General features: G+C 66.8%; 25 protein-coding genes. 14 read left to right on the top strand and 11 right to left on the bottom strand.

From position 1 onward, the window contains the following. Positions 1-180 precede the first annotated feature (180 nt). From ccmA to DWA33_RS18390, 8 genes are all read left to right on the top strand, one after another. Entirely contained in the window at positions 181-783 is a 603-nt protein-coding gene (ccmA, locus tag DWA33_RS18425) for a heme ABC exporter ATP-binding protein CcmA (protein ID WP_114359978.1), read from the top strand. Beyond that, positions 780-1,448, top strand: a complete 669-nt coding sequence (ccmB, locus tag DWA33_RS18420) for a heme exporter protein CcmB (protein ID WP_114359977.1) — start codon at positions 780-782, stop codon at positions 1,446-1,448. The genes ccmA and ccmB overlap by 4 nt, the downstream gene beginning before the upstream one ends. Before the next feature lie 130 nt (positions 1,449-1,578). Beyond that, on the top strand, positions 1,579-1,914 hold the full coding sequence (locus DWA33_RS18415) for an MbcA/ParS/Xre antitoxin family protein (protein ID WP_244601341.1): 336 nt from the start codon (positions 1,579-1,581) through the stop codon (positions 1,912-1,914). Beyond that, positions 1,874-2,638 (top strand): RES family NAD+ phosphorylase, encoded by a 765-nt coding sequence (locus DWA33_RS18410; protein WP_114359975.1) that lies wholly within the window; start codon positions 1,874-1,876, stop codon positions 2,636-2,638. Before DWA33_RS18415 ends, DWA33_RS18410 begins: the two co-directional genes overlap by 41 nt. Positions 2,639-2,727: 89 nt before the next feature. Next, positions 2,728-3,462 (top strand): heme ABC transporter permease, encoded by a 735-nt coding sequence (locus DWA33_RS18405; protein ID WP_114359974.1) that lies wholly within the window; start codon positions 2,728-2,730, stop codon positions 3,460-3,462. After that, positions 3,462-3,635 carry a heme exporter protein CcmD gene (ccmD, locus tag DWA33_RS18400; protein WP_114359973.1) on the top strand — a complete coding sequence of 58 codons (174 nt, stop codon included), beginning with the start codon at positions 3,462-3,464 and terminating at the stop codon, positions 3,633-3,635. The genes DWA33_RS18405 and ccmD overlap by 1 nt, the downstream gene beginning before the upstream one ends. A gap of 15 nt (positions 3,636-3,650) precedes the next feature. Then, positions 3,651-4,241: a DsbE family thiol:disulfide interchange protein gene (locus DWA33_RS18395; protein ID WP_114359972.1), complete on the top strand. Its 591-nt coding sequence runs from the start codon at positions 3,651-3,653 to the stop codon at positions 4,239-4,241. 205 nt (positions 4,242-4,446) lie between these two features. Further along, a complete protein-coding gene (locus tag DWA33_RS18390; RefSeq protein ID WP_114360016.1) occupies positions 4,447-4,812 on the top strand; it encodes a ComEA family DNA-binding protein in 366 nt (121 codons plus the stop codon). Between the two features lie 184 nt (positions 4,813-4,996). Here DWA33_RS18390 and DWA33_RS18380 read toward each other — a convergent pair whose 3' ends face one another. Beyond that, positions 4,997-5,599 (bottom strand): septation protein A, encoded by a 603-nt coding sequence (locus DWA33_RS18380; protein ID WP_114360015.1) that lies wholly within the window; start codon positions 5,597-5,599, stop codon positions 4,997-4,999. A gap of 11 nt (positions 5,600-5,610) precedes the next feature. Further along, positions 5,611-6,558, bottom strand: coding sequence for a signal recognition particle-docking protein FtsY (gene ftsY / locus DWA33_RS18375; protein ID WP_114359970.1), 948 nt, complete (start codon positions 6,556-6,558; stop codon positions 5,611-5,613). Between the two features lie 28 nt (positions 6,559-6,586). Here ftsY and DWA33_RS18370 point away from each other — a divergent pair, with 28 nt between their 5' ends. Continuing rightward, positions 6,587-7,438, top strand: a complete 852-nt coding sequence (locus tag DWA33_RS18370) for an RluA family pseudouridine synthase (RefSeq protein WP_114359969.1) — start codon at positions 6,587-6,589, stop codon at positions 7,436-7,438. Between the two features lie 12 nt (positions 7,439-7,450). On the opposite strand, the gene DWA33_RS18365 is transcribed toward DWA33_RS18370, so the two are convergent. After that, positions 7,451-8,554 carry a DNA topoisomerase IB gene (locus tag DWA33_RS18365; protein WP_114359968.1) on the bottom strand — a complete coding sequence of 368 codons (1,104 nt, stop codon included), beginning with the start codon at positions 8,552-8,554 and terminating at the stop codon, positions 7,451-7,453. Positions 8,555-8,937: 383 nt separating this feature from the next. Here DWA33_RS18365 and acs point away from each other — a divergent pair, with 383 nt between their 5' ends. Further along, entirely contained in the window at positions 8,938-10,890 is a 1,953-nt protein-coding gene (gene acs, locus DWA33_RS18355) for an acetate--CoA ligase (protein ID WP_167443238.1), read from the top strand. 371 nt (positions 10,891-11,261) lie between these two features. Beyond that, the gene (locus DWA33_RS18350; protein ID WP_114359965.1) at positions 11,262-11,789 is read left to right on the top strand and encodes a L,D-transpeptidase; all 528 of its coding nucleotides are present in this window, start codon (positions 11,262-11,264) and stop codon (positions 11,787-11,789) included. 78 nt (positions 11,790-11,867) lie between these two features. On the opposite strand, the gene DWA33_RS18345 is transcribed toward DWA33_RS18350, so the two are convergent. The 7 genes from DWA33_RS18345 to sdhC all read right to left on the bottom strand — a co-directional run bounded on the left by DWA33_RS18345 (position 11,868) and on the right by sdhC (position 18,592). Further along, positions 11,868-13,814: an OmpA family protein gene (locus tag DWA33_RS18345; protein ID WP_114359964.1), complete on the bottom strand. Its 1,947-nt coding sequence runs from the start codon at positions 13,812-13,814 to the stop codon at positions 11,868-11,870. Positions 13,815-14,074: 260 nt separating this feature from the next. Beyond that, a complete protein-coding gene (locus tag DWA33_RS18340; RefSeq protein ID WP_114359963.1) occupies positions 14,075-14,332 on the bottom strand; it encodes a hypothetical protein in 258 nt (85 codons plus the stop codon). Continuing rightward, positions 14,333-14,821: a pyridoxamine 5'-phosphate oxidase family protein gene (locus DWA33_RS18335; protein WP_114359962.1), complete on the bottom strand. Its 489-nt coding sequence runs from the start codon at positions 14,819-14,821 to the stop codon at positions 14,333-14,335. Positions 14,822-15,059: 238 nt separating this feature from the next. Beyond that, positions 15,060-15,842 (bottom strand): succinate dehydrogenase iron-sulfur subunit, encoded by a 783-nt coding sequence (locus tag DWA33_RS18330; RefSeq protein WP_114359961.1) that lies wholly within the window; start codon positions 15,840-15,842, stop codon positions 15,060-15,062. 114 nt (positions 15,843-15,956) lie between these two features. After that, positions 15,957-17,780, bottom strand: a complete 1,824-nt coding sequence (sdhA, locus tag DWA33_RS18325; RefSeq protein ID WP_114359960.1) for a succinate dehydrogenase flavoprotein subunit — start codon at positions 17,778-17,780, stop codon at positions 15,957-15,959. 3 nt (positions 17,781-17,783) lie between these two features. Then, positions 17,784-18,197 (bottom strand): succinate dehydrogenase, hydrophobic membrane anchor protein, encoded by a 414-nt coding sequence (gene sdhD, locus DWA33_RS18320; RefSeq protein WP_107342467.1) that lies wholly within the window; start codon positions 18,195-18,197, stop codon positions 17,784-17,786. Further along, positions 18,194-18,592 (bottom strand): succinate dehydrogenase, cytochrome b556 subunit, encoded by a 399-nt coding sequence (gene sdhC, locus DWA33_RS18315; protein ID WP_114359959.1) that lies wholly within the window; start codon positions 18,590-18,592, stop codon positions 18,194-18,196. Before sdhC ends, sdhD begins: the two co-directional genes overlap by 4 nt. 367 nt (positions 18,593-18,959) lie before the next feature. Here sdhC and DWA33_RS18310 point away from each other — a divergent pair, with 367 nt between their 5' ends. Continuing rightward, entirely contained in the window at positions 18,960-19,901 is a 942-nt protein-coding gene (locus DWA33_RS18310) for a cation diffusion facilitator family transporter (protein ID WP_114360014.1), read from the top strand. A 398-nt stretch (positions 19,902-20,299) separates the two neighbouring features. Here the strand turns inward: DWA33_RS18310 and DWA33_RS18305 are convergent, their stop codons facing one another. Then, the gene (locus DWA33_RS18305; RefSeq protein ID WP_114359958.1) at positions 20,300-21,811 is read right to left on the bottom strand and encodes a malonate--CoA ligase; all 1,512 of its coding nucleotides are present in this window, start codon (positions 21,809-21,811) and stop codon (positions 20,300-20,302) included. Between the two features lie 273 nt (positions 21,812-22,084). Between DWA33_RS18305 and DWA33_RS18300 the strand changes: the two genes are divergently transcribed. Both DWA33_RS18300 and DWA33_RS18295 read left to right on the top strand, forming a co-directional pair. Then, entirely contained in the window at positions 22,085-22,660 is a 576-nt protein-coding gene (locus DWA33_RS18300) for a fasciclin domain-containing protein (RefSeq protein WP_114359957.1), read from the top strand. Positions 22,661-22,872: 212 nt separating this feature from the next. Beyond that, positions 22,873-23,508 (top strand): cytochrome b/b6 domain-containing protein, encoded by a 636-nt coding sequence (locus DWA33_RS18295; RefSeq protein WP_114359956.1) that lies wholly within the window; start codon positions 22,873-22,875, stop codon positions 23,506-23,508. Positions 23,509-23,519 lie beyond the last annotated feature (11 nt).

Raw genomic sequence — 23,519 nt, 5'->3', positions numbered from 1 at the left:
GGCGAGCTTGTATGCTGGCTCCGGAGGGGCAGGCCGTCCGGCTTGCAGGCGCCGATCGTGTGCTGCATCAAGTTCCGGCTTATAGAACCTTTCCAATTGCGCCGCCAGTTCGACAATGACAGGCGAGCGCATCGATTTGTGAGTAGGCCGTTCCGATGTGGAGCGGAACAGGTTGGATGCATGCGGCTGTCGGGGCGCGACTTACAATGTGTACGAGGCGGCCGCGAGGTATTCGCCGGACTGGCCTTCGAGGCGAGCGGCCGCGAAGCGCTGGCGCTGGTCGGACACAACGGCGCCGGCAAGACGTCGCTGTTGCGACTGATCGCCGGGCTGCTGACACCGGAGGCCGGAACCATCACACTCGAGGGCGGGGAACCGGACACGCCCGTCGCCGAACAGGCGCACTATCTCGGCCATCGCGACGCGCTGAAGCCGTCGCTCAGCGTTGCTGAGAATCTCGGTTTCTGGCGCGACTTTCTCGGCGGCGAGCGCAGCGATCTGGGCGCGGCCATCAAGGCGGTCGGGCTCGGCCACGCGGCCGAACTGCCGGCGGCGTATCTGTCGGCCGGCCAGCGCCGGCGGCTGTCGATCGCCCGCCTGCTGGTGGTGCGGCGGCCGATCTGGCTGCTCGACGAGCCGACCTCGGCGCTCGACGTCAAAGGCCAGGAGCTGTTCGTGCGCCTGATGCAGGATCACCTCGCCGGCGGCGGCATCATCGTTGCCGCCACCCACACGCCGCTCGGCATTCCGGTGCGGGAGCTGCGGATCGGAGCCGCCCAATGACTGCGCTTGGTGCCATCGTCCGCCGCGATATCAGGATCGCGCTGCGGGTCGGCGGCGGCGCGCTGATCGGCGTGCTGTTCTTCCTCACCGTGGTGGTGCTGATGCCGTTCGCGGTCGGTCCCGATCTGGCGCTGCTGAAGCGGCTCGGGCCGGCGATCCTGTGGCTCGGGGCGCTGCTGGCCAGCCTGCTGACGCTCGACCGGCTGTTCACCGCCGACGCCGAGGACGGCTCGCTCGACCTGATCGTGATGAGCCGGACCCCGCTGGAACTGACCTGCGCCGCCAAGGCGCTGGCGCATTGGCTGGCAGCGGGCCTGCCGCTGATCGTCGCCACGCCGGTGCTTGGCCTCTTGCTCAATCTCGACGGCAGCGCGTCGCTGGCGGTGATGGCCACGCTGCTGGCCGGCACCCCGGCGCTGACCTTCACCGGCATGATCGGCGCCGCGCTGGCGGTGACGCTGCGCCGCGGCGGCCTGCTGCTGGCGGTGCTGGTGCTGCCGCTGTCGATCCCGGTGCTGATCTTCGGCGTTTCGGCCTCCCAGGCGGCGATCGTCGGCCCGGTGTCTTTCGGCACGCCGTTTTCGATCCTGTGCGCGATCTCGCTGCTCAGCCTGGTGATCGGCCCGTTCGCCGCCGCCGCCAGCTTGCGGCAGGGGCTGGACTGAGGACGGGAACAAGTTCAACCGGAGGCGTTTATTGCTAAAGCAACACTCTTGATCTATTGTTGCTTTAGCAAGACGGAGGCTCTTGATGAGCGTTGCGGTTCATAGGCAAGACGCTCCTGCAAATGCCGGCATGGTCCTGAGCAAGGCGACGATCCGCGCAGCGGACCGGCTCGGTCTGTCGCAGAAGATCCTCGGCAATGTGATCGGGCTTTCGGAATCGGTGATCTCGCGGATGCGCAGCGGCGACTATGTGCTGGAACGCGGCAAGCCGTTCGAACTCGCGACGCTGTTCGTGCGGCTGTATCGCTCGTTGGACGCGATCGTCGGCGGCGACGAGGCTTCCGCCCGGGCCTGGATGCGCGGCGACAATCTGGCGCTGCGCGGAACACCGGCCGAGTTGATTCAAAAGGTCCAGGGTCTGCTGCATGTCGTCCAGTACCTGGACAGCCGACGCGCTCCGATCTAGCGCCGTCCGCCTGTCGGGCCGGTTCTGGCGGATCGTCGAGGCTCAGCATCGCGCCGCAACAATGAAGCTGACCGACTCGCTCGACGAGCAGGCGCTGCTGGAGCAACTGATCGACGACAGCAAGCCGCCGATCCCTTCGGACTGCGCCGGGCTCGACTATCTCTTGATGACGCCGTTCCGTTACAGCCCGGCCAACCCGTGGGGCTCGCGCTTTCGCCGGCCGTTTGCGGAAGGAGGCGTGTTTTACGCCTCCGACCGGCCGCGGACATGCGTTGCGGAAGCGGTGTTCCACCGCCTGCTGTTCTTTGCCGAGTCCCCCGCCACCCCGTGGCCGCAGAATCCGGCCGAGTACACCGCCTTCGCGGTCGACCTGCAGTCCGATCACGCCGTCGACGTGGCGGTGTTGCCGGCGGAGGATGCCGAGGCCATTCTGGCGCGGCAGAGCTATCAGGCAGGGCAGGCGTTCAGCGATGCGGCCCGCCGCGCCGCGATCGAGATCATCAGATATCCTTCGGTTCGCGATTCCGAAGGCGGCATGAATGTTGCCGTTTTGTCGCCCGCGGTGTTTGCGGTCAAAGCGCCGGTCGACCGCCAGAGCTGGCGCATCCATGTCGACCGCAACGGCGCACGCGCCTTCTGCGAAGCACCGAGGTCGTCCCTCGGCTTCGGCCGCGACGCCTTCGATTCCGACCCGCGAATGGCGGGACTGGTCTGGGAGCGCTGACCTTCACCGCCGATCAACTCCTTCGGAAGTCGCGCCCGATCTGACTCACGTCATTGCCTGCGCCGGTCGCGGCCATTATCAGGAACGTCATGAAGCTGACCGAACTCGCCAACCCGACGCGGTTCCTGACGCTGGCCGGGCGCCTGCTGCCCTGGCTGGCGGGCGCGACCGTGTTGACGCTGGCGGCCGGCCTGACCCAAGGCATGCTGGCCCCGGACGACTACCAGCAGGGCGCCACGGTCAAAATCATGTTCGTGCACGTGCCGAACGCCTGGCTGGCGATGTTCGTCTGGGGGGTGATGAGCATCGCCTCGCTCGGCACGCTGGTATGGCGGCATCCGCTCGCCGACGTCGCCGCCAAGACCGCAGCGCCGATCGGCGCGGCGTTCACGTTCCTGGCGCTGGTGACCGGCTCGCTGTGGGGGCGGCCGATGTGGGGCACCTATTGGGAATGGGACGCTCGGCTGACCTCGATGCTGGTGCTGTTTCTGATGTATCTCGGCCTGATCGCGCTGTGGCGAGCGGTCGAGGACCCGACGCGGGCGGCACGCGCGGCCGCGGTGCTGACCCTGGTCGGTGCCATCAACCTGCCGATCATCAAATTCTCGGTCGACTGGTGGAATACGCTGCACCAGCCCGCCTCGGTGGTGCGGATGGGCGGATCGACCCTGGACAAGGCGTTCCTGATCCCGCTGCTGGTCACCGCGGTCGGCTTCTCGCTGCTGTTTCTGACCCTGCACCTGGCCGCGATGCGCAACGAAATCCTGCGGCGTCGGGTGCGCTCGCTGCAGATGCTGCAGGCCAGCCGGGCCGAGGCGGCGTGATGTTCGGCAAATACGCGGACTTCATCGTCTCGTCCTACGCCGCGACCGCGATCGTGGTGCTACTGCTGGTCGGCTGGGTGGTGCTCGACTATCGCAAGCAGAAGGCGCGGCTGCGCGACCTCGAAGCGCGCGGCGCGGTCCGTCGGTCCGGCCGCAGCGCCACCGATCACTGAACCTGACGGATCGACATGACAGACACTCTCGACCCCGCCTCGCCGAAGCGCCGTTCCTGGCTGGTGGTGCTGCCGGCGCTGCTGTTCGCCGGACTGGCGGTGCTGTTCTGGTTTCGGCTCGGCGACAGCGACGTGTCGCGCATTCCCTCAGCCCTGATCGGCCGGCCGGCACCGCAGACCCCGCTGCCGCCGCTGGAAGGACTGAGCCGCGACGGCGCCGCCGTGCCTGGGCTGGATCCGGCGATGTTCAAGGGCAAGGTCAGCGTCGTCAACGTCTGGGCGTCGTGGTGCGTGCCCTGCCACGACGAGGCGCCGCTGCTGATGACGCTGGCCGAGGACAAGCGCATCCAGCTCGTCGGTATCGACTACAAGGACAAGCCCGACAACGCCCGCCGCTTCCTCGGCCGCTACGGCAACCCGTTCGCGGCGGTCGGTGTCGACGCCACCGGCCGCGCCGCGATCGAATGGGGCGTGTATGGGGTGCCGGAAACCTTCGTGGTCGGCCGCGACGGCAACATCGCCTACAAGCTGGTCGGACCGATCACGCCCGACAATCTCGACAAGGTGCTCAAGGTCGAGATCGGCAAGGCGCTGGCGAAGTCCTAGCCCGCGTTCCTCCGCACCCTCTCCCCGACCGCAGCGCGTCCCCCACTCCCGCTCGCGGGAGAGGTTGCGCCGTGCCGCGCCACTACCTCCCCGCCGCGAAATAATAATCAGCATTTATCGGCGGTTCATTTGCCGGCCACGGCGCCGCCATGAATCGCCGGCTAGCTTCATGGCGTTACTAACGACGTCCTTGGAGGACACCCCGATGCGTATTTCGAAGCTGCGCCACCTCACGCTCGCCGCCGCGCTGGCCTTCGGCCTGCTCACCAGTGCCCCGGTGATGGCCCAGGGCACCCAGACCGCACCGTCCGGCACCATGGCGCCGCCCGTCGCGACCAAGACCTCGCCGACCGCAGGCGCCAAGTCCGAGACGCCCAAGACGGAGCTTCTCGATATCAACTCGGCGACCGCCGAGCAGCTCGACGCGCTGCCCGGCGTCGGCAAGGCGTATTCCGCGGCGATCATCAAAGGCCGCCCCTACAAGGGCAAGGACGAGCTGGTGAAGAAGAAGATCGTCCCCGAGAAGACCTACGACGGGATCAAGGACAAGATCATCGCCAAGCAGAAGTGAGAGAGGCGATGCCGGGGCGACCGCCCCGAAGTACACCGTCATGGCCGGGCTCGTCCCGGCCATCCACGTCCTTGTTCCTGACATCTGCCGAAAACGTGGATGCCCGGGACAAGCCCGGGCATGACGGCGGTGAAATTGGCAATGTCAGATCAGGCAACGCGATGCCGACTTCTGAGGTGCAGCCTCAGCGTCCCGAGACGTCGCCCTCTTCGTCCGCGCTCTGCTCCAGCGTCGCCGGCTCGACCTGATGGCGTTTGATCAGCGGCATCTGCGTCACCGCGAACGCCATGGTCAGCGGCACCATCCCGAACACCTTGAAGGTGACCCAGAAGTCGGTCGACTGGGTGCGCCAGATGATCTCGTTCAGCACCGCCATGGCGAAGAACCACAGCGCCCAGCGCCAGGTCAGCGTCCGCCAGCCCTGCGGGGTGAGGTTGAACATCTGATCGAACATGATCGCGATGAAGGAGCGGCCGAACAGCAGCCCGCCGCCGAGCGCCGCGGCGAACAGCGTGTAGACGATGGTCGGCTTCATCTTGATGAAGGTTTCGTCGTGCAGCAGCAGCGTCAGCGTGCCGAACACGACCACCACCACCGCCGTGACGATGGTCATCATCGGGATCCGCCGCGTGACCCAATAGGCCACAGCGATCGCCACCAGCACCGCCACCATGAACGCCGCGGTGGCGACGAACAGGTTCGACCGGGAATTGACGAAGAAGAAGATCAGCAGCGGACCGACCTCGGTCGCCAGCTTGAACAGCGGATGCGGCCGGTTCTTTTCGATCAGCTCGTCGGTCATGCCGCCTCCGTGCCGGCGATCGCCTTGGCGAAATCGCGCGCGGTGAACGGCGCCAGATCCTCGACGCCCTCGCCGACGCCGATGAAATGCACCGGCAGTTTGTGCTTCTCGGCGATCGCCACCAGGATGCCGCCGCGCGCCGTGCCGTCGAGCTTGGTCATCACCAGCCCGGTAACGCCCGCCGTCTTGGTGAAAGCCTCGACCTGCGACAGCGCGTTCTGGCCGACGGTGGCGTCGAGCACCAGCAACACCGCATGCGGCGCGCTGGCGTCGACCTTCCTGATCACCCGCACCACCTTTTCGAGTTCGCTCATCAGCTCGGTGCGGTTCTGCAGCCGGCCGGCGGTGTCGATCAGCAGCACGTCGCGGCTCTGCTCCTTGGCCGCGGTCAGCGCGTTGAACGCCAGCCCGGCCGCGTCGGAGCCCTGCGCGCCGGCGACAACTGGAGAGCCCGTGCGCTCGCCCCAGACCTTGAGCTGATCGATCGCCGCGGCGCGGAACGTGTCGCCGGCCGCCAGCATCACCTTGTGGCCTTCGGATGCGAACCGCGCCGACAACTTGCCGATGGTGGTGGTCTTGCCGGAGCCGTTGACTCCGACCATCAGGATCACGAACGGCTTCTTGCCGGTGTCGACCACGAGCGGCTGTGCCACCGGCGCCAGCACCTTCTCGACTTCGGCGGCGACGATCTCCTTGACGTCGCCCGCCGAGATCATCTTGTCGTAGCGTCCCTCGCCGACCGCACTGGCGATCCGCGCCGCCACCTCGGTGCCGAGATCGGCGCGCAGCAGCACGTCCTCGATCTCCTCAAGCATCGCCCGGTCGAGCTTGCGCTTGGACACGAATTCCGACAGCGCGGTCCCGATCGAGCTCGAGGTGCGCTTCAAGCCGCTGGACAGCCGCCGCCACCAGCTCTGTTTCGAATTTTCCGGAGTGTCGCTCATCAGGGCGCTGTGTTAGCCGTTTCGCGCCATGAACGAAAGCCACCCAGATCAATTCGACGTGCCGGAACTGACCGCGGACCAGATCCAGGCGCGGGTGCTGTATCGCGACGGGCTGATGCTGGTGATCGACAAACCGCCGGGCCTTCCGGTGCATCTCGGCCCCAAGGGCGGACCGAACCTGGAAACCTCGTTCGAATTCCTGCGCTTCGGCCTGCCGCGCCCGCCGGTGCTGGCGCATCGGCTCGACCGCGACACCTCGGGCTGCCTGGTGCTCGGGCGGCATCGCAAGGCGACCGCCACGCTCGGACTGCTGTTCAAGCATTCGCGGATTTCCAAGACCTATTGGGCGATCGTCGAAGGCGGCCCGGCCGAAGACGAAGGCAGCATCGATCTGCCGATCGCCAAGCTCAATGCCGAGCGCGGCTGGTGGCAGAAGGTCGATCCTGCGGGACTGCCGTCGTTGACGAAATGGCGGGTGATGGGTCGATCCTCCCCTCCCCCTTGCGGGGAGGGGTCGGGGGTGGGGGTCCCGCAAGCGGGAGAGGGGGCTCTCAGTGCCGGGGGAGAGGGTGACGATCCGACTCGAAAGCCGGGCGCCAAATCCGGTGCGCCACCCCCGACGCACCTCACCTGGCTGGCGCTCGAACCGGTCACCGGCCGCACCCACCAGCTCCGGGTGCATTGTGCGGCGATGGGGTGGCCGATCGTCGGTGACAACATCTACGGCAACGGCCCGCGGTTCGGCGAACCCCGGCTGCATCTGCACGCCCGCGAGATCGTGATCCCGCTGTCGCGTAATAAACCGCCGGTGGTGGTCACCGCGCCGCCGCCGGCGCATATGCATCCGCGGCTCTCTGCCTGCGGCTGGACGCCGAACTGACCACGAGCGGTCTCAGGCCGCAGCCGCCATCACCACCTGGGCCAGCAGCTGTTCACGCTTGGCCTGGGAGCGAGTGCCCTTCAGGGTCGAAGCGAAGCGTTCGAGAATACCGTCCTCGAACGCCGTAACGATGGTGGCGTGCACGTAGCTCTTGCGGCAGATCGACGGGGTGTTGGCGAGTTCGTCGGCCGCCGCCCGTACCGCCTCCAGCACCTGTTTGCGCCGGCCGCGCGCACTGCTGGCCGGTTCGATCCGCGCCAGCGATTCCAGCACCACAGCCGAGGCCATCAGGGTGCGAAAATCCTTCAGCGAAATCTTGATGCCGGCGAGTTCACGCAGGAACACGTTGACCTGGGACGTCGAAACCGGATGCACCGCGCCGTCCGCGCCGACATATTGGAACAGCCGTCGACCCGGCAGCTTGCGCAGGATGCCGATCGCCCGCACCAGCCGGGCGGCGCCGCATTCCTTGCGCACCGCCTTGCCGCCTTTGGCCTTGAACGACAGCATCACGCAGTCGTCTTCGATCGTGACGTTGGATTTCAGCAGCGTCGCGGCGCCGCGGGTGCCGTTGAGCCGCGCATAGGATTCGCTGCCGGGGCGGATCGCGGTGCGGGCGATCAGCTCGATCACCGCGGCCAGCGCGAATTCCCGGGTCGGCTCGTCACCCGAGAGGTGCTTCGCCACCATGCGGCGGATCTTCGGCAGCGCGCCGACGAGTTGCGCCAGCCGGTGGGCCTTTCGCGCCTCACGGACCTTTTCCCAATCCGAATGGTAGCGATACTGCAGCCGTCCCGCGGCATCTCGACCGACCGCCTGCAGATGCGACGCTGGATCGGCGGCATAGCGGACGTCCTGATAGGCCGGCGGCATCGCCAGCGCGTTCAGCCGCCGGATCGTGCCTGGCTGCTTCACCCGCGAGCCATCGGCGCGCAGATAATGCCAGCGCTTGCCGCGCTTGACGCGGCGGATCGTCAGATGATCGACCTCGCCGAGATGCAGACCGAGATCTTCGGCGAGCTCCGCGACACTGGCCGGCTCCGCAGCGGCGAGGAAGTTCGATGCCTCTGTGGCAGTTTCGTTTTCGGGAAGCTCGAAATTCTGCCGATCGATCATGTCGTTAACAATCCCCGCCAGAGCCAACAGCTAATGCGCCAGCGTCTCGGTCGTTCCGGGCGGGCGAATGCCGCAGCGCACGCATCCCGATCACGGCCCTGCACATGCGCGCGATCAGCGCCGAAAGTCGGATGACCGCACCGCTTGTCGCGGCTAGGCGTGCCGACGCATAATTGGTCAACAACAACAGCCGGAGGCTGAGACGATCGCACGTCTCTTCACCGGCGATGCTCCCCCGTAGCGTTTCCATGACTTCGCCCGGATCGCAGGATCAACGATCGGCGGAGCCTGACTCGTTGGCGGGTGAGTCGCCGGTTGCAGCGGGGTTGCGGTCGGGCACCGACGGCGGGTGCGGGATCGGCCGCGTTTTTGTGGAGGAACGAATGTCCGAGAAGATCTACGACGTGCCTGCTGAATGGGCGAGCCGCGCCTTCGTCGACGACGCCAAGTATCGGCAGATGTACGAGCGTTCGGTCAAGGATCCCACCGGGTTCTGGGCGGAGCATGCCAAGCGCGTCGACTGGATCAAGGCGCCGACCAAGATCGACAACTGGTCGTATGCCCCGGGTAACATCTCGATCAAATGGTTCGAGGACGGCGTTCTCAACGCCGCCTACAACTGCATCGACCGCCATCTCGACAAGCGCGGCGACCAGGTCGCGATCATCTGGGAAGGCGATGATCCTTCGCAGTCGCGGACCATAACCTATCGCGAACTGCACGACGAGGTCTGCAAGTTCGCCAACATCCTGCGCAACCGCAACGTCGGCAAAGGCGACCGCGTCACCATCTATCTGCCGATGATTCCGGAGGCCGCGTTCGCGATGCTGGCCTGCGCCCGGATCGGCGCCATCCATTCGGTGGTGTTCGCCGGCTTCTCGCCCGACAGCCTCGCAGGCCGGATCAACGACTGCCAGTCCAAGATCGTCATCACCGCCGACGAGGGCCTGCGCGGCGGCAAGAAGGTGCCGCTGAAGGCCAATGTCGATGCCGCGTTGAAGAAGTGCGAGGGCGTCGACTGGGTGATGGTGGTCAAGCGCACCGGCGCCGCGATCGAAATGGATGACGTCCGCGACTTCTGGTACCACGAAGCCGCCGAAGTCGTGACGACCGAGTGCCCGGTCGAGCACATGCACGCCGAGGACCCGCTGTTCATCCTCTATACCTCGGGGTCGACCGGGCAGCCCAAGGGCGTGTTGCACACCACCGGCGGCTATCTGGTGTTCGCGTCGATGACGCACCAGTACGTGTTCGACTATCACGACGGCGACATCTACTGGTGCACCGCCGACGTCGGCTGGGTCACCGGCCACAGCTATATCCTGTACGGCCCGCTCGCCAACGGCGCCACCACGCTGATGTTCGAAGGCGTACCCAACTATCCGAGCAATTCCCGGTTCTGGGAAGTGATCGACAAGCACAAGGTCAACATCTTCTACACCGCGCCGACCGCGATCCGCGCGCTGATGCAGGGCGGCGACGAGCCGGTGAAGAAGACCTCGCGCAAGAGCCTGCGGTTGCTCGGCTCGGTCGGCGAGCCGATCAATCCGGAAGCCTGGGAGTGGTACCACCGCGTCGTCGGCGAGGACCGCTGCCCGATCGTCGACACCTGGTGGCAGACCGAGACCGGCGGCATCCTGATCACGCCACTGCCCGGCGCCACCAAGCTGAAGCCGGGTTCGGCGACCCGGCCGTTCTTCGGCGTGGTGCCCGAGATCCTCGATCCGGACGGCAACGTGCTGGACGGCGAATGCACCGGCAATCTCTGCCTCGCCCGCTCCTGGCCGGGCCAGATGCGGACGGTGTACGGCGACCATGCCCGGTTCGAGCAGACCTACTTCTCGGCCTACAAGGGCAAGTACTTCACCGGCGACGGCTGCCGCCGCGACGCCGACGGCTTCTACTGGATCACCGGCCGGGTCGACGACGTCATCAACGTCTCCGGTCACCGCATGGGCACCGCCGAGGTCGAGTCCTCGCTGGTGGCGCATCCGAAGGTGTCCGAAGCCGCCGTGGTCGGCTATCCGCACGATATCAAGGGCCAGGGCATCTACGCCTATGTGACCCTGATGGCCGGTGAAGAGCCGACCGAGGAGCTGCGCAAGGAGCTGGTCGCCTGGGTCCGCAAGGATATCGGCCCGATCGCCTCGCCCGACCTGATCCAGTTCGCGCCCGGCCTGCCGAAAACCCGGTCCGGCAAGATCATGCGCCGGATTCTGCGCAAGATCGCCGAGGACGAGCCGTCGGCGCTCGGCGACACCTCGACGCTGGCCGATCCGGCGGTGGTCGACGATCTGGTCGAGCACCGCCAGAACAAGCACCACAAGGCCGGCTGAGCCGCCCCAAGGCGGCGGCCCGCTGCCGGCGACTGCTGAAGATATTGAAGGCCCCGCCCCCGGCCCAGGAGGCGGGGCCTTTCGCGTCCGACGCGTACTACCAGCTCGACGTCACTTGTTAGTTGATACGACGCCAGCTGGGCTGTGCCGATTCGATCACATCCAAGCGAGGATCGCGGCTCGCGCGCAGTTTTGCCGGCGGGTGTTGTTTGCCGGATATTTACTTTGTTCCCCGGATTTTTCTTGAATGGTACGCCCGCGTTCGTTCGATCGTCCAGCGCATACCGATTGGTTAGTTCACGCTGCAACTATCGCGGGCGCTGAGGGCGCCGGAGCGAAGCTGACCGGTGCGGGGAAACTGGAGAGACTGAATGTCTTTGGGATTTCGATCGGCGAAGTTGGCGCTGGCGCTCGCAGTTCTAGCCGGAGCCGGGGCGGTGACCGCGCCGCGCGCGGAGGCGCGGCCCGATCTGGTCGCCTTTCGCGGCGACTACTCACCCGGCACGATCGTGGTGAAGACCAACGAGCGGCGGCTGTATCTGGTGGTCGAGCCCGGGCACGCGGTGCGCTATCCGGTCGGTGTCGGTAAGGCCGGCAAGCAATGGGCCGGCATCACCAAGATCGACGGCAAGTATCGCAACCCGGCCTGGGCGCCGCCGGCTGAGGTCAAGCGCGACGTGCCGACGATGCCGGACGTGATCCCGGGCGGATCGCCCGCCAATCCGATGGGCGTCGCGGCGATGACGCTGGCGGGCGGCGAATACGCGATCCACGGCACCAACCGGCCGCAGTCGATCGGCGGCTTCGTATCCTACGGCTGCATCCGGATGCTGAACCAGGACATCACCGATCTGTACGAACGCGTTCCGGTCGGCACCACGGTGGTGGTGATGCGCTGATCGGCGACGACACTCGCTTCGAAAAGGAAAAGCCGCGGGGGCGCCCGCGGCTTTTTTTGTTGTCGTTCGCGTGCCTGCTCAGCGCGGCGGCGCAATGCCCGGAGGCGGCGGCGGCAGTGATGCCTGACCGCCATTGAGCAGCGGGGTGATGCGGCGGATCGTGACGCGGCGGTTCTGACGCTCCGGACCCTGGGTCGGGATCTTCAGATACTGCTCGCCATAGCCCTGCGAGGTCAGGTTTTCGGCCGGGACTCCGAATTGCTGGGTCAGCAGAGCGGCGGCCGATTCGGCGCGCCGGTCGGACAGCGACAGGTTGTCGGTGTCGTTGCCGACCGCATCGGTGTGGCCTTCGATCAGGAACACCTCACGCGGGTTACGCTGGATCGCCCGGTTGAGACCGTCCGCAATCACCTGCAGCTTCGCGGCCTGGTCCGGGGGAATGTCCCACGAGCCGGTGTCGAAGTTGATGGTGTTGAGGTCGATCGAGGGCATCCGCTGCCGCACCGCCGGGCTGTAGCGGATCTCGTCCATGGTGTAGCGCCGCTCGATCCGTTCGACCGGCGGCGCCTCCAGGGTCTCGTAGATCAGCTCCGGCGATGCGTCTTCGTAATCGACGATGTAGCGGTCGCGCGGCATCCGGATGACCGGCGGCGGCAGGTCGACATAGAAGTTGGCCCGGTCGCGCGGACCGTAGCTGTTGTCGATGATGATGATCTCGCGGCCCTCGCGGTCGCGGCGGATCCGCCGCAGCAGCCGACCGTCGTCATCGGTGACGTTGATGATCTCGCTGCCGTCGGGCCGCACCACGATGGTGCGGGTGCCACCGCCACGGATGTCTTCGGTGCGTATGTTGCGCGCGCCGTAGCGGAAGCGATCGAGCTCGTTGTGGCGGATGAACTCCTGGCCGCCCGGATCGCGCACGATGACGCGGCCGGGCTCGGTGATGACGATGCGACCGTTCTGCTGCACCTCGCGCCGCTGGTTGCGGAAGTCCGAGATGTTGCGCGGGCCCTGCGGCGCGGCACCCTGCGGAAGCGGGGTCAGCGACTGGGGCGGCGGCGGTGGCGCGGGCGGGATCGGCGCGGTCACGGCCGGCGGCGGAGGTGCCGGCCGCGCGACAGCGGGACCTGCCGGCGGCTGACCGGGCTGCGGTTGGCCGGGCTGCGGGGCAACAGCCGGACCGGCGCCGGAGCCGCCTGGCCCGGCTTGCGGCCGCGGCGGCGGACCACCTGCGGGGGCGCCGGGTTGTGGGCCGCGCTCCCCCGAGGAACGAGCGCCCGGCGCCACGGCCGGGCCCGACGAAGTCGGCGCCGCCTGCGGCTGAGTCGAGGGGGCCGGCGTCGGCGCTGCGGCCGGGGGCGGATTAGCAGAAGCGGGTGGTGGTGGCGGCGGGCCGCGGCGGGGCGCTTCGCCCGGCGGCGGGGTCGTGCCCGGTGCAGCCGCATTCGGCGGCGGGCCGCCCGGCGCACCGGGCGGCGGACCGCGGCGCTGCGGGCTCTCGCCCGGAGGCTGCTTGGCGGCATCCGGCGCGGTGGGATTCGGCGGAGTTGCAGCGGGCGGCGGGCCACGACGCTGCGGAGCTTCGCCGGCGGGCGGTGCCGGCGGACGGCTCGGGGCAGCGGCGGGCGGAGGGGCAGCCGGACGCTCTGCCGGCGCGGCCGAGGGCGGCGCCGGGGGCTTCGGAGCGGGCGGGGGTGGCGGCGGTTCGGCGCGCTTGGGAGCGGGCGCCGGGGCGGCAGCCGGCGGCGGAGGAGGAGGCGGAGGCGCAGCCTTCGGTGGCGCGGGCGGGGGCGGCGGGGCGGCTTTAGGGGGCGCGGGCGGCTGCGCAGATGGCGCGGGGGCAGGGCGCGGGCCGGGCGGCGTCGCCTCTTTCTTCTTGTCCTCGGACGGTGCAGGCGCCGGGGCGCTTTGCACCGCCTGCGCCAGCAGCGTCGGCGCCGACGCACTCTCGGCGGCGGCAGGACCGATCAGCGCCCCGACCGTCAAGGCCGTGGTCGCGAGCAGTGCCACATTCAGCTTCGTCATCAAAAGATCCTCAATCGAGCAGGTTGGCGTCGCGCACGACGCAGTCGAACGGTCACCCGCCGTGTTCCGATCAACGACAAGGCGTGAGGCCCAATTGTGGCGACCGGCTGCGGCCGAAGAGAAATAAATCCGCCGCGCCCGAGGCTCGGACGCGGCGGTATTCAGCACGAGTTCAGATCCGGAATCCGCGCCCTGGCAAGCCGTCGGCGCGCCGGTCTGTCGAGCACCCGGCAACAATCTGCGCGCACCGCGGGACGACGTCAGGCGACAGCCGGGTTCGGCGCGCCGGGCCCCGGCGGTGACCGCACCGGCAGTTCATCCGGCATCTGGCCAGGCAGCTCGTCGGGCTGCGGCGGCGCGCCAGGCTCCTCGATCGGCGGCGGAATGTCCGGATTTGGATTCCCCGGCGGTTGCTCCGGCGGCGGCTCGGTCGGCGTGCCGGGCGTGCTCGACGGCACTTCCGGCGGCGGCGTCGCGGGCCCGGGATTATTCGGCACCTCCTGGGGTTCGCCGGCCATTCAGATCGCCACCTTGGCATTCTCGCCGAGATCGGGCCGGCCGCCGGTCGCGGCCGCCACCATCATCTTGGCGTAGCTCACGATGGTGCCGGGCGAATCCCAATATTCGGCCTCCTCCGGCGTCACCTTGAGCACGCGGATGTTCGGATCGTCCGGGCTGTCCCACCACGCTTTGGCCTCGGTGCCGAACAGTTCCTTGATCTTGGCGCGGTCGTCGCTGATCGCCGCATAGCCGGTGACCGAGACGTACTTCTGCGCGCTGGCGTTGGCGAAGCCGAGATTGACGTGATGATCGTTGGCGATCTCCTCGTCCTTGTGCCGGCGCGCGTCGGTCAGAAAGTAGATCGCCCCTTCTTCGGGCCTCACATAGGCGGCCATCGGCCGCGAGCGGATCTTCTCGCCGTCGCGCGTCGCCAGCATTGCGAAGGTGATCTTCTTCATCAGGTCCCAGGCGTGCTGCGCATTGCCCTCGTTCCTCGTCACCGCCATCTCGCTCTCCCGTGTTCGTCAGCGGCGATAACGATCGCTTTGCGGTGATGTTCCGAGGAGGGCGAGGCAATGCGGCTGCACCGTCATTTTCGAGGTGCGCAGCGACGAAGCCATCCGTGCTCGGTGCACGCGCCTCTGGATTGCTTCGCTTCGGGCGCAATGACGGGAGAGATCGGCAATCAAAACACAACGGCCGGGCAAAGGCCCGGCCGTTGGGATCAGCAACAATTTGCGCGCGTCAGATCTGGCGTTCGACCAGCTTGAGCTTGAGGTTGGCGATCGCTTCCGACGGGTTGAGGCCCTTCGGGCACGCCTTGGCGCAGTTCATGATGGTGTGGCAGCGATAGATCCGGAACGGATCTTCGAGATTGTCGAGGCGCTCGCCGGTGGCTTCGTCGCGGCTGTCTTCGACCCAGCGGGTCGCCTGCAGCAGCGCGGCCGGGCCGAGGAAACGGTCCGAGTTCCACCAGTAGCTCGGGCACGAGGTCGAGCAGCAGGCGCACAGGATGCACTCGTACAGGCCGTCGAGCTTCTCGCGGTCGGCGTGGCTCTGCCGCCATTCCTTCTGCGGGGTCGGCGTCACGGTCTGCAGCCAGGGCTGAATCGAGGCGTACTGCGCATAGAAGTTGGTGAGGTCGGGGACCAGATCCTTGACCACCGGCTGGTGCGGCAGCGGCGTGATCTTCACCGCGTCGTCGCGCACGTCGTCCATCGCCTTGGTGCAGGCCAGCGTGTTCTCGCCGTCGATGTTCATCGCGCAGGAGCCGCACACGCCCTCGCGGCACGAGCGGCGGAAGGTCAGGGTCGGATCGATGTTGTTCTTGATCCAGATCAGACCGTCGAGCACCATCGGACCGCAGTCGTGCTTGTCGACGTAGTAGGTGTCCATGCTCGGGTTGTTGCCGTCGTCCGGATTCCAGCGATAGACGCGGAACTCCCGAACCTCGGTCGCGCCTTCCGGCTTCGGCCAGGTCTTGCCGCCGACAATCTTCGAATTCTTCGGAAGTGCGAATTCAACCATCTCGTTGCCTCTGGCTCTGCGCGTCATTGCCGGGCTTGACCCGGCAATCCATCTTCTTGCGAAGATGATGGATGCCCGGGTCAAGCCCGGGCATGACAGTTCGTTCTCTGGCGATCAATACACCCGCGGCTTCGGCGGAATGTACTGAACGTCGTTGGTCATCGTGTAGTCGTGCACCGGCCGGTAATCGATCGTCACGCCGCCGTCGTCACCGATCCAGGCCAGCGTGTGCTTCATCCAGTTGGCGTCGTCGCGATCCGGGAAATCCTCGCGGGCGTGGGCGCCGCGGCTCTCGGTGCGGTTGGCGGCGGAGTTCATCGTCACCACCGCCTGGACGATCAGATTGTCGAACTCCAGGGTCTCGACCAGATCCGAATTCCACACCAGCGAGCGGTCCGACACGCCGACATCGCCGACGCTGCCGTACACCTTGGCGATCAGGTCCTTGCCCTCGGCGAGCACTTCGCCGGTGCGGAACACCGCGCAGTTGTTCTGCATCACGTGCTGCATCCGCTCGCGCAGCTTGGCGGTCGGCGTGCCGCCCTTGGCGTAGCGATACTTGTCGAGCCGGCCCAGCGACATCTCGGCGGAGTTCGCCGGCAGCTCGGGCTGCTTGCCGTTCGGCACCAGCTTTTCGGCGCAGCGCAGCGCCGCGGCGCGGCCGAACACCACGAGGTCGATCAGCGAGTTGGAGCCGAGGCGGTTGGCGCCGTGCACCGACACGCAGGCGGCTTCGCCGATCGCCATCAGGCCCGGCACCACCGCGTTGTCGTCGCCGTCCTTCTTGGTGACGACTTCGCCGTGGAAGTTCGTCGGGATGCCGCCCATATTGTAGTGCACGGTCGGCAGGATCGGGATCGGCTCGCGGGTGACATCGACGCCGGCGAAGATCCGGGCCGATTCCGAGATGCCCGGCAGCCGCTCGTGCAGCACTTCCGGCGCCAGATGGTCGAGGTGCAGGAAGATGTGGTCCTTCTTCTTGCCGACGCCGCGACCTTCGCGCATTTCGATCGTCATCGCGCGCGAAACCACGTCGCGCGAGGCGAGATCCTTGGCCGACGGCGCGTAGCGCTCCATGAAGCGCTCGCCTTCGGAGTTGACCAGATAGCCGCCCTCACCGCGGGCGCCTTCGGTCACCAGACAGCCCGAACCGTAGATGCCGGTCGGGTGGAACTGAACGAACTCCATATCCTGCAGCGGCAGGCCGGCCCGCAGCGCCATCGCGCCGCCGTCGCCGGTGCAGGTGTGCGCCGACGTGCAGGAGGCGTAGGCGCGGCCGTAGCCGCCGGTCGCCAGGATGGTGGTCTGGGCCTTGAAGCGATGGATGGTGCCGTCGTCGAGCTTCAGCGCCACGACGCCGCGGCAGCAGCCCTGATCGTCCATGATCAGGTCGATGGCGAAGAACTCGATGTAGAACTCGGCCGAATGGCGTAGCGCCTGGCCGTACATCGTGTGCAGCATGGCGTGGCCGGTGCGGTCGGCGGCCGCGCAGGTGCGCTGCGCCTGGCTCTTGCCGAACTCGGTGGTCATGCCGCCGAACGGACGCTGATAGATCTTGCCGTCTTCGGTGCGCGAGAACGGCACGCCCCAATGCTCGAGCTCGTACACGGCTTCCGGCGCGTTGCGGACCATGTACTCGATCGAATCCTGGTCGCCGAGCCAGTCCGACCCCTTCACGGTGTCGTACATGTGCCAGCGCCAGTCGTCCTTGTGCATGTTGCCGAGCGAGGCCGAGATGCCGCCCTGTGCCGCCACGGTGTGCGACCGGGTCGGGAACACCTTGGTGATGCAGGCGGTGCGGAGGCCCGCTTCGCTGCAGCCGACCACCGCGCGCAGACCCGCGCCGCCGGCGCCGACCACCACGACGTCATAGGTGTGGTCCTCGATCGGATAGGCGTAGCCGCCCGCCGCCGGGGCGCCGTTGACGTTCGCCGCCATGCCTTAAACTCCGGATGCCATTTTGAAGATCGCAAAGATCGCGGCCAGCGCCACGGCGATCGAGAAGAAGTTGTTGGCCATGATGGTGACCAACTTGAGCTTTTCGTTCTGGACGTAGTCCTCGATCACCACCTGCATGCCGATCTTCATGTGGATCGCGGAGGCAATGATGAAGAGGATCATGATCAGCGAGATCAGCGGCGAACCGAGGATCTGCGCGGCGGCCGCCTGGTTGCGGCCGAGCAGCATCATGATCACCACGATGGTCGGCAGGATCAGCAGCGTCATGGCGACGCCGGTGATGCGCTGACGCCAGAAGTCAGAGGTTCCGGAACCGGCCGGGCCGAATTTGCGGACCTTGCCGATCGGGGTGCGCATCGAGGACGGCGTGCGCGCGCCGTGTGCGTCGCCGCTCATCGGGCCACCCCCATCGAATAGGCGATCACCCACAGCAGCACCGTCAGGACGATGCCGCCGATCAGCGCCGCCCAGGTCAGCCATTCGCGGTCGGCGGTCTTGAAGCCGTAACCGAGGTCCCACACGAAGTGGCGAACGCCGCTGAGCAGATGGTGCATCAACGCCCAGGTGTAGCCGAACACGATCAGCCGCCCGATCCACGAGCCGGTGAAGGCCTGGACGTTGGCGTAAGCCGTCGGGCCGGCGGCGCAGGCGATCAGCCACCACGCCAGCAACAGGGTTCCAGAGTACAGGGCGATGCCGGTGGCGCGATGGACGATGGACATCGTCATCGTCAGGCTCCAGCGGTAGGCCTGCATGTGGGGCGAAAGCGGTCGTTCCATCCTGGCGGTCATCGGCTCAATCGGTTGGCGGCGAGCGGACAGGGCCCCGGGGAGAGGCTCGCGAAGGTGCCTCTATTTACGGAGCCCGCTCCATCAGCGCAACGATGAAATGACATATAACGAACGTTAATTCATTTCTTTAAGTGCTGGCGATGCAAGGTCCGGACGACACTCTCCGCACACCTGAAGCAATCGAGCGCTGAAGATCGATTCACAGAGACAACACCGGATTGCCGTCACCATTGCAAACGGCCGCGGCTGGCCCTTGCAATCTGGACCGATTCTGATCCGCAATCTCCGCGAGGTCTTTCATCAATCGCGGCTGCATGCGAAGGTTCATCGTCGCGAACTGATTTCCTCGCCGCGGCGTTCTGTACGGATGAATCAGAGTCATCATCACCACGGACCGGGCAGCGGCCACGGACCGACCGGCCACAGTCATGCGCCGAAGGATTTCGGCCGCGCCTTCGCGATCGGCATTGCGCTCAACATCGTCTTCGTCATCGCCGAAGCGGCATTCGGTTACTTCAGCAATTCCATGGCGCTGATCGCCGACGCAGGACACAATCTGTCCGACGTGGCCGGACTGGTGGTGGCGTGGATTGCCGCCGGCCTGGCGAAGCGTCCACCATCGGCGCGCTACACCTACGGTCTGCGCGGCTCCTCGATCCTCGCCGCGCTGTTCAACGCGGTGTTTCTGCTGATCGCGGTCGGCGCGATCGGTTGGGAAGCGATCGTGCGGCTGTTTGCACCGGAGCCGGTCGCAGGTACTACCGTAATGATCGTCGCCGGGATCGGTATCGTCATCAATGCGGCCACCGCCTGGCTGTTTGCGGCGGGTCGCGACACCGACCTCAACATCCGCGGCGCCTACCTGCACATGGCGGCGGATGCGGCGGTCTCGGCCGCCGTGGTCGTGGCCGGAGTGATCATCTTGTTCACCGGCTGGTACTGGATCGATCCGGCGGTCAGCCTGGTTGTCGCCGTGGTGATCGTGTGGGGGACCTGGGGTCTGCTGCGCGACTCCACCGCGCTGTCGCTTGCCGCCGTGCCGCGCGGCATCGACCCCGCCGCGGTGCGGGCGTTTCTCGCCGGGCTTCCCGGCGTGACGCAAGTCCACGACCTGCACATCTGGGGGATGTCGACCACCGAAGTGGCGCTGACCTGCCATCTGGTAATGCCCGGCGGCTCGCCGGGCGATCCCTTTCTGGTCGACCTCGCCCACGAACTGCAGCACGATTTCGGCATCGCCCATACCACGGTGCAGATCGAGACCGATCCGAACACCGTGTGCGCTCTGGCGCCCGATCATGTGGTTTAGCTGCTCACGGCAGCCGTCCGACCTGTTTGACGGGGTGCTCGCTATACCCCTCCCCCTTGCGGGGAGGGTCGCATAGGTGGCCTTCGGCCACCGTCACTTAGAATTACGCCGATGCGCTGCATCGGCTATGGCGAAGCGGAGGCCGGGGTGGGGGTGCCGCGGGCCCTTTGCTCGTGGCCCCCCACCCCCGACCCCTCCCCGCAAGGGGGAGGGGAGAACAGCGCCTCGCGTCTTCAAGGCCCAACTAATATTAACCAGTGTCCGCCCCCCGTCATTCCGGGGCGCTCGCGCCAGCGAGCGAGCCCGGAATCTCGAGGTGATGGAAACGAATCGGGTGCACAACAACGTCGAGATTCCGGGTTCGCGCTGCGCGCGCCCCGGAATGACGGTGCTGGTTGTTACTTATAAATGTCCTTGTAGGTCTCGCGCAGCACGTTCTTCTGGACCTTGCCCATGGTGTTGCGCGGCAGGTCGTCGACGAACAGCACCTTCTTCGGCATCTTGAACTTGGCGAGCTGACCGTCGAGGCCTTTCAGAACCTGCGCCTCGTCGATGCTGGCGCCCTTGTCGCGCACCACCACGGCGGTGACGCCTTCGCCGAAATCGGCGTGCGGCACGCCGATCACCGCGGATTCGACCACGCCCGGCATCGCGTCGATCTCGCTCTCGATTTCCTTCGGATAGACGTTGAAGCCGCCGGTGATCACCAGATCCTTGCCGCGGCCGAGGATGTGGACGTAGCCGCGCTCGTCGATCTTGCCGAGGTCGCCGGTGATGAAGAAGCCGTCGTCACGAAACTCGGATTTGGTCTTTTCCGGCATCCGCCAGTAGCCCTTGAACACGTTCGGGCCCTTCACCTCGATCATGCCGATCTCGCCGCGCGGCAGCTCCTTGCCGGTTTCCGGATCGGTCACGCGCGCCGAAACGCCCGGCAGCGCCGGACCGACCGCACCGGGGACGCGGTCGCCGTCATACGGGTTCGAGGTGTTCATGTTGGTCTCGGTCATGCCGTAGCGCTCGAGCACGGCGTGGCCGGTCTTCGCCGCCCATTCGCGATGCGTATCGGCGAGCAACGGCGCCGAGCCGGAGATAAACAGCCGCATATGGCCGGTCGCCTCTTTGGTCAGCCGCGGGCTCTGCAGCAGCCGGGTGTAGAACGTCGGCACGCCCATCAGCACGGTGGCGCGTGCCATCAAATCGAGGATCCTGTCGGGATCGAACTTCGGCAGGAAGATCATCGATCCGCGCGCGAACAACGTGACGTTGCTGGCCACGAACAATCCATGGGTGTGATAGATCGGCAGCGCGTGGATCAGCACATCGTCCGGCGTGAAGCGCCAATAGTCGACCAGCGTCAGCGAGTTGGACGCCAGATTGTCGTGGCTGAGCATCGCGCCCTTGGAGCGGCCGGTGGTGCCCGAGGTGTAGAGGATCGCCGCGAGATCGTCGTCGCCGCGCGCGACGGTGGCGAAATCCTCGCTCGCCTGCGCGGCCGAGTCGGTGAGCGAGCCCTGGCCGTCCGGCCCGAGCGTTTCGACCGTCGCGCCGACCTTGGCGGCGATCGCTGCGATGCCGTCTCGCTTCGACGGATCGCACACCACGATCTTCGGTTCGGCGTCGGTGATGAAGTAATCGAGTTCGTGCAGCGTATAGGCGGTGTTGAGCGGCAGATACACGCCGCCGGCCCGCACCGTGGCGAGATACAGCACCAGCGCCTCGACCGACTTCTCGGTCTGCGCCGCAACCCGGTCGCCGACCTCGAGCCCGCGCGCGGCCAGCACATTGGCGACGCGCCCCGCGCGCGCCACCAGCTCGGCATAGCTGATCTTGTCGCCGGCCGCGGTCTCGATGGCGAGCTTCTGCGGGTCGTCGAGCTTGTCGAACAGGCGGGCGAACAGATTGGCGTTCATGGCGGGTTCCGGGCGCGTCACAGTGGCGGGAGGGCGCCGTTGGATAGCAAGAACGCTCCGATCCACGCAACGACAGAACCGCAGGCGAGCGCGCCGGAACGAACAGAACCGCGATCGGTTTCAGCCTGCGACAAAAAAGAATTGCTGAAACGGCGCTGAAAACCTCCCGTAGCTGGCGTCGACGAGGCGCCGAGCCCCTCTTCAAGGTGCACGCCAGCGTCATTCACGCTCGCCCGCAGCATGCGCGGGCTGCCATCACTCGGGAGACGAACCATGACGAAGCGAACTGCTCTGCTGACCGCCGCCGCCTTCAGCGCTCTGGCGCTCGCCGCCACCGTGAGCGTCCCGGCCTCCGCCGAATCCGGCAAGATGATGAAAAGCTCCGGCGACACCGTGATGGTCGGCGGCGCACCGATGTATCCGTCGAAGACCATCGTCGAGAACGCCGCCAACTCCAAGGATCACACCACGCTGGTCGCCGCCGTGAAGGCCGCCGGCCTGGTCAAGACACTGGACGGCAAGGGCCCGTTCACCGTGTTCGCCCCGACCAACACCGCGTTCGGCAAGCTGCCGGCCGGCACCGTCGACACCCTGGTCAAGCCGGAAAACAAGGCGCAGCTCACCAAGATCCTCACCTACCACGTGGTACCCGGCAAGCTCGAAGCCGCCGATCTGACCGACGGCAAGAAGCTCAAGACCGTCGAAGGCGAGACCCTGACGGTGAAACGGATGGGCGACCAGGTGATGCTGATCGACGCCAAGGGTGGCAGCTCCACCGTGACGATCCCGAACGTCAACCAGTCCAACGGCGTCATCCATGTGATCGATACCGTGCTGATGCCGTCGTAACCTTCGGATCACCCTCCGCTGCGCACGATGTCCCCCGGCGCAGCGGAAGCCGCGGCGAAGCCGCCGCACGCGAGGCGCGGGCCGGGCGACCGGCTCGCGCTTTCGTGATGATCCCGATCGCGCCGGGATGCACGGCGATCGAAAATCGGCCGTAACGAAATCGGCGCATTGCCCGTAAACTCTGGTGCGACCGCCGTTGAGGATGCAGGCCGATGTCCACCACGACCGTGACCGACACTACCCCGCAGACCGCCACCGGTGCGGCCGCCGTGCTGCAGCCGCTATGGGTGCGGGTGATGCACTGGATCAACGCGGCCGCGATGCTGGCGATGATCATGTCGGGCTGGCAGATCTACAACGCCGCGCCGCTGTTCGACTTCCAGTTCTCGCGGGCGATCACGCTCGGCGGCTGGCTCGGCGGCGGCCTGCTCTGGCACTTCGCGGCGATGTGGGTGCTGGTGATCAACGGCATGCTGTACGTCGGGCTCGGCTTCGCCACCGGCCGGTTTCGCCGCAAGCTGTGGCCGATCACGCCATCTGGCGTGATCTCCGACCTGTCGCAGGCGGTCCGGTTGCGGCTGTCGCACGACGATCTCGGCCGCTACAATTCGGTGCAGAAGCTATTGTATGCCGGCATCCTACTGGTCGGCGTGGTGACGGTGGCGTCCGGGCTGGCGATCTGGAAGCCGGTGCAATTTCACATGCTCACCGCGCTGTTCGGCGGCTACGACACCGCGCGTTACGTGCACTTCTTCGCGATGACCGCGATCGTCGGCTTCCTGGTGATTCACATCGCGCTCGCCGCCCTGGTGCCGAAGGCGCTGCGGGCGATCATCATCGGACGCTGACGACACCAGGA

This window comes from Rhodopseudomonas pentothenatexigens, assembly GCF_900218015.1.
In the GTDB taxonomy this organism is placed as follows: Bacteria; Pseudomonadota; Alphaproteobacteria; order Rhizobiales; family Xanthobacteraceae; genus Rhodopseudomonas; species Rhodopseudomonas pentothenatexigens.
The sequence above is the reverse complement of the archived record's forward strand: the minus strand, read 5'-3'. Positions and strand labels throughout refer to the sequence as shown.

Excerpts from the sequence above, each read along its gene's own strand:
- DWA33_RS18415 (WP_244601341.1), top strand. The coding sequence starts at position 1,579 with ATGGTCCTGAGCAAGGCGACGATCCGCGCAGCGGACCGGCTCGGTCTG.
- DWA33_RS18365 (WP_114359968.1), bottom strand. The coding sequence starts at position 8,554 with ATGATCGATCGGCAGAATTTCGAGCTTCCCGAAAACGAAACTGCCACA.
- acs (WP_167443238.1), top strand. The coding sequence starts at position 8,938 with ATGTCCGAGAAGATCTACGACGTGCCTGCTGAATGGGCGAGCCGCGCC.
- DWA33_RS18295 (WP_114359956.1), top strand. The coding sequence starts at position 22,873 with ATGTCCACCACGACCGTGACCGACACTACCCCGCAGACCGCCACCGGT.
- DWA33_RS18310 (WP_114360014.1), top strand. The coding sequence starts at position 18,960 with ATGAATCAGAGTCATCATCACCACGGACCGGGCAGCGGCCACGGACCG.
- sdhD (WP_107342467.1), bottom strand. The coding sequence starts at position 18,197 with ATGAGCGGCGACGCACACGGCGCGCGCACGCCGTCCTCGATGCGCACC.
- DWA33_RS18370 (WP_114359969.1), top strand. The coding sequence starts at position 6,587 with ATGAACGAAAGCCACCCAGATCAATTCGACGTGCCGGAACTGACCGCG.
- ftsY (WP_114359970.1), bottom strand. The coding sequence starts at position 6,558 with ATGAGCGACACTCCGGAAAATTCGAAACAGAGCTGGTGGCGGCGGCTG.
- DWA33_RS18350 (WP_114359965.1), top strand. The coding sequence starts at position 11,262 with ATGTCTTTGGGATTTCGATCGGCGAAGTTGGCGCTGGCGCTCGCAGTT.
- DWA33_RS18335 (WP_114359962.1), bottom strand. The coding sequence starts at position 14,821 with ATGGCGGTGACGAGGAACGAGGGCAATGCGCAGCACGCCTGGGACCTG.
- ccmB (WP_114359977.1), top strand. The coding sequence starts at position 780 with ATGACTGCGCTTGGTGCCATCGTCCGCCGCGATATCAGGATCGCGCTG.
- DWA33_RS18330 (WP_114359961.1), bottom strand. The coding sequence starts at position 15,842 with ATGGTTGAATTCGCACTTCCGAAGAATTCGAAGATTGTCGGCGGCAAG.
- DWA33_RS18405 (WP_114359974.1), top strand. The coding sequence starts at position 2,728 with ATGAAGCTGACCGAACTCGCCAACCCGACGCGGTTCCTGACGCTGGCC.
- DWA33_RS18410 (WP_114359975.1), top strand. The coding sequence starts at position 1,874 with ATGTCGTCCAGTACCTGGACAGCCGACGCGCTCCGATCTAGCGCCGTC.
- sdhC (WP_114359959.1), bottom strand. The coding sequence starts at position 18,592 with ATGACCGCCAGGATGGAACGACCGCTTTCGCCCCACATGCAGGCCTAC.
- DWA33_RS18300 (WP_114359957.1), top strand. The coding sequence starts at position 22,085 with ATGACGAAGCGAACTGCTCTGCTGACCGCCGCCGCCTTCAGCGCTCTG.
- DWA33_RS18390 (WP_114360016.1), top strand. The coding sequence starts at position 4,447 with ATGCGTATTTCGAAGCTGCGCCACCTCACGCTCGCCGCCGCGCTGGCC.
- DWA33_RS18305 (WP_114359958.1), bottom strand. The coding sequence starts at position 21,811 with ATGAACGCCAATCTGTTCGCCCGCCTGTTCGACAAGCTCGACGACCCG.
- ccmA (WP_114359978.1), top strand. The coding sequence starts at position 181 with ATGCGGCTGTCGGGGCGCGACTTACAATGTGTACGAGGCGGCCGCGAG.
- DWA33_RS18395 (WP_114359972.1), top strand. The coding sequence starts at position 3,651 with ATGACAGACACTCTCGACCCCGCCTCGCCGAAGCGCCGTTCCTGGCTG.
- DWA33_RS18345 (WP_114359964.1), bottom strand. The coding sequence starts at position 13,814 with ATGACGAAGCTGAATGTGGCACTGCTCGCGACCACGGCCTTGACGGTC.
- ccmD (WP_114359973.1), top strand. The coding sequence starts at position 3,462 with ATGTTCGGCAAATACGCGGACTTCATCGTCTCGTCCTACGCCGCGACC.
- DWA33_RS18340 (WP_114359963.1), bottom strand. The coding sequence starts at position 14,332 with ATGGCCGGCGAACCCCAGGAGGTGCCGAATAATCCCGGGCCCGCGACG.
- sdhA (WP_114359960.1), bottom strand. The coding sequence starts at position 17,780 with ATGGCGGCGAACGTCAACGGCGCCCCGGCGGCGGGCGGCTACGCCTAT.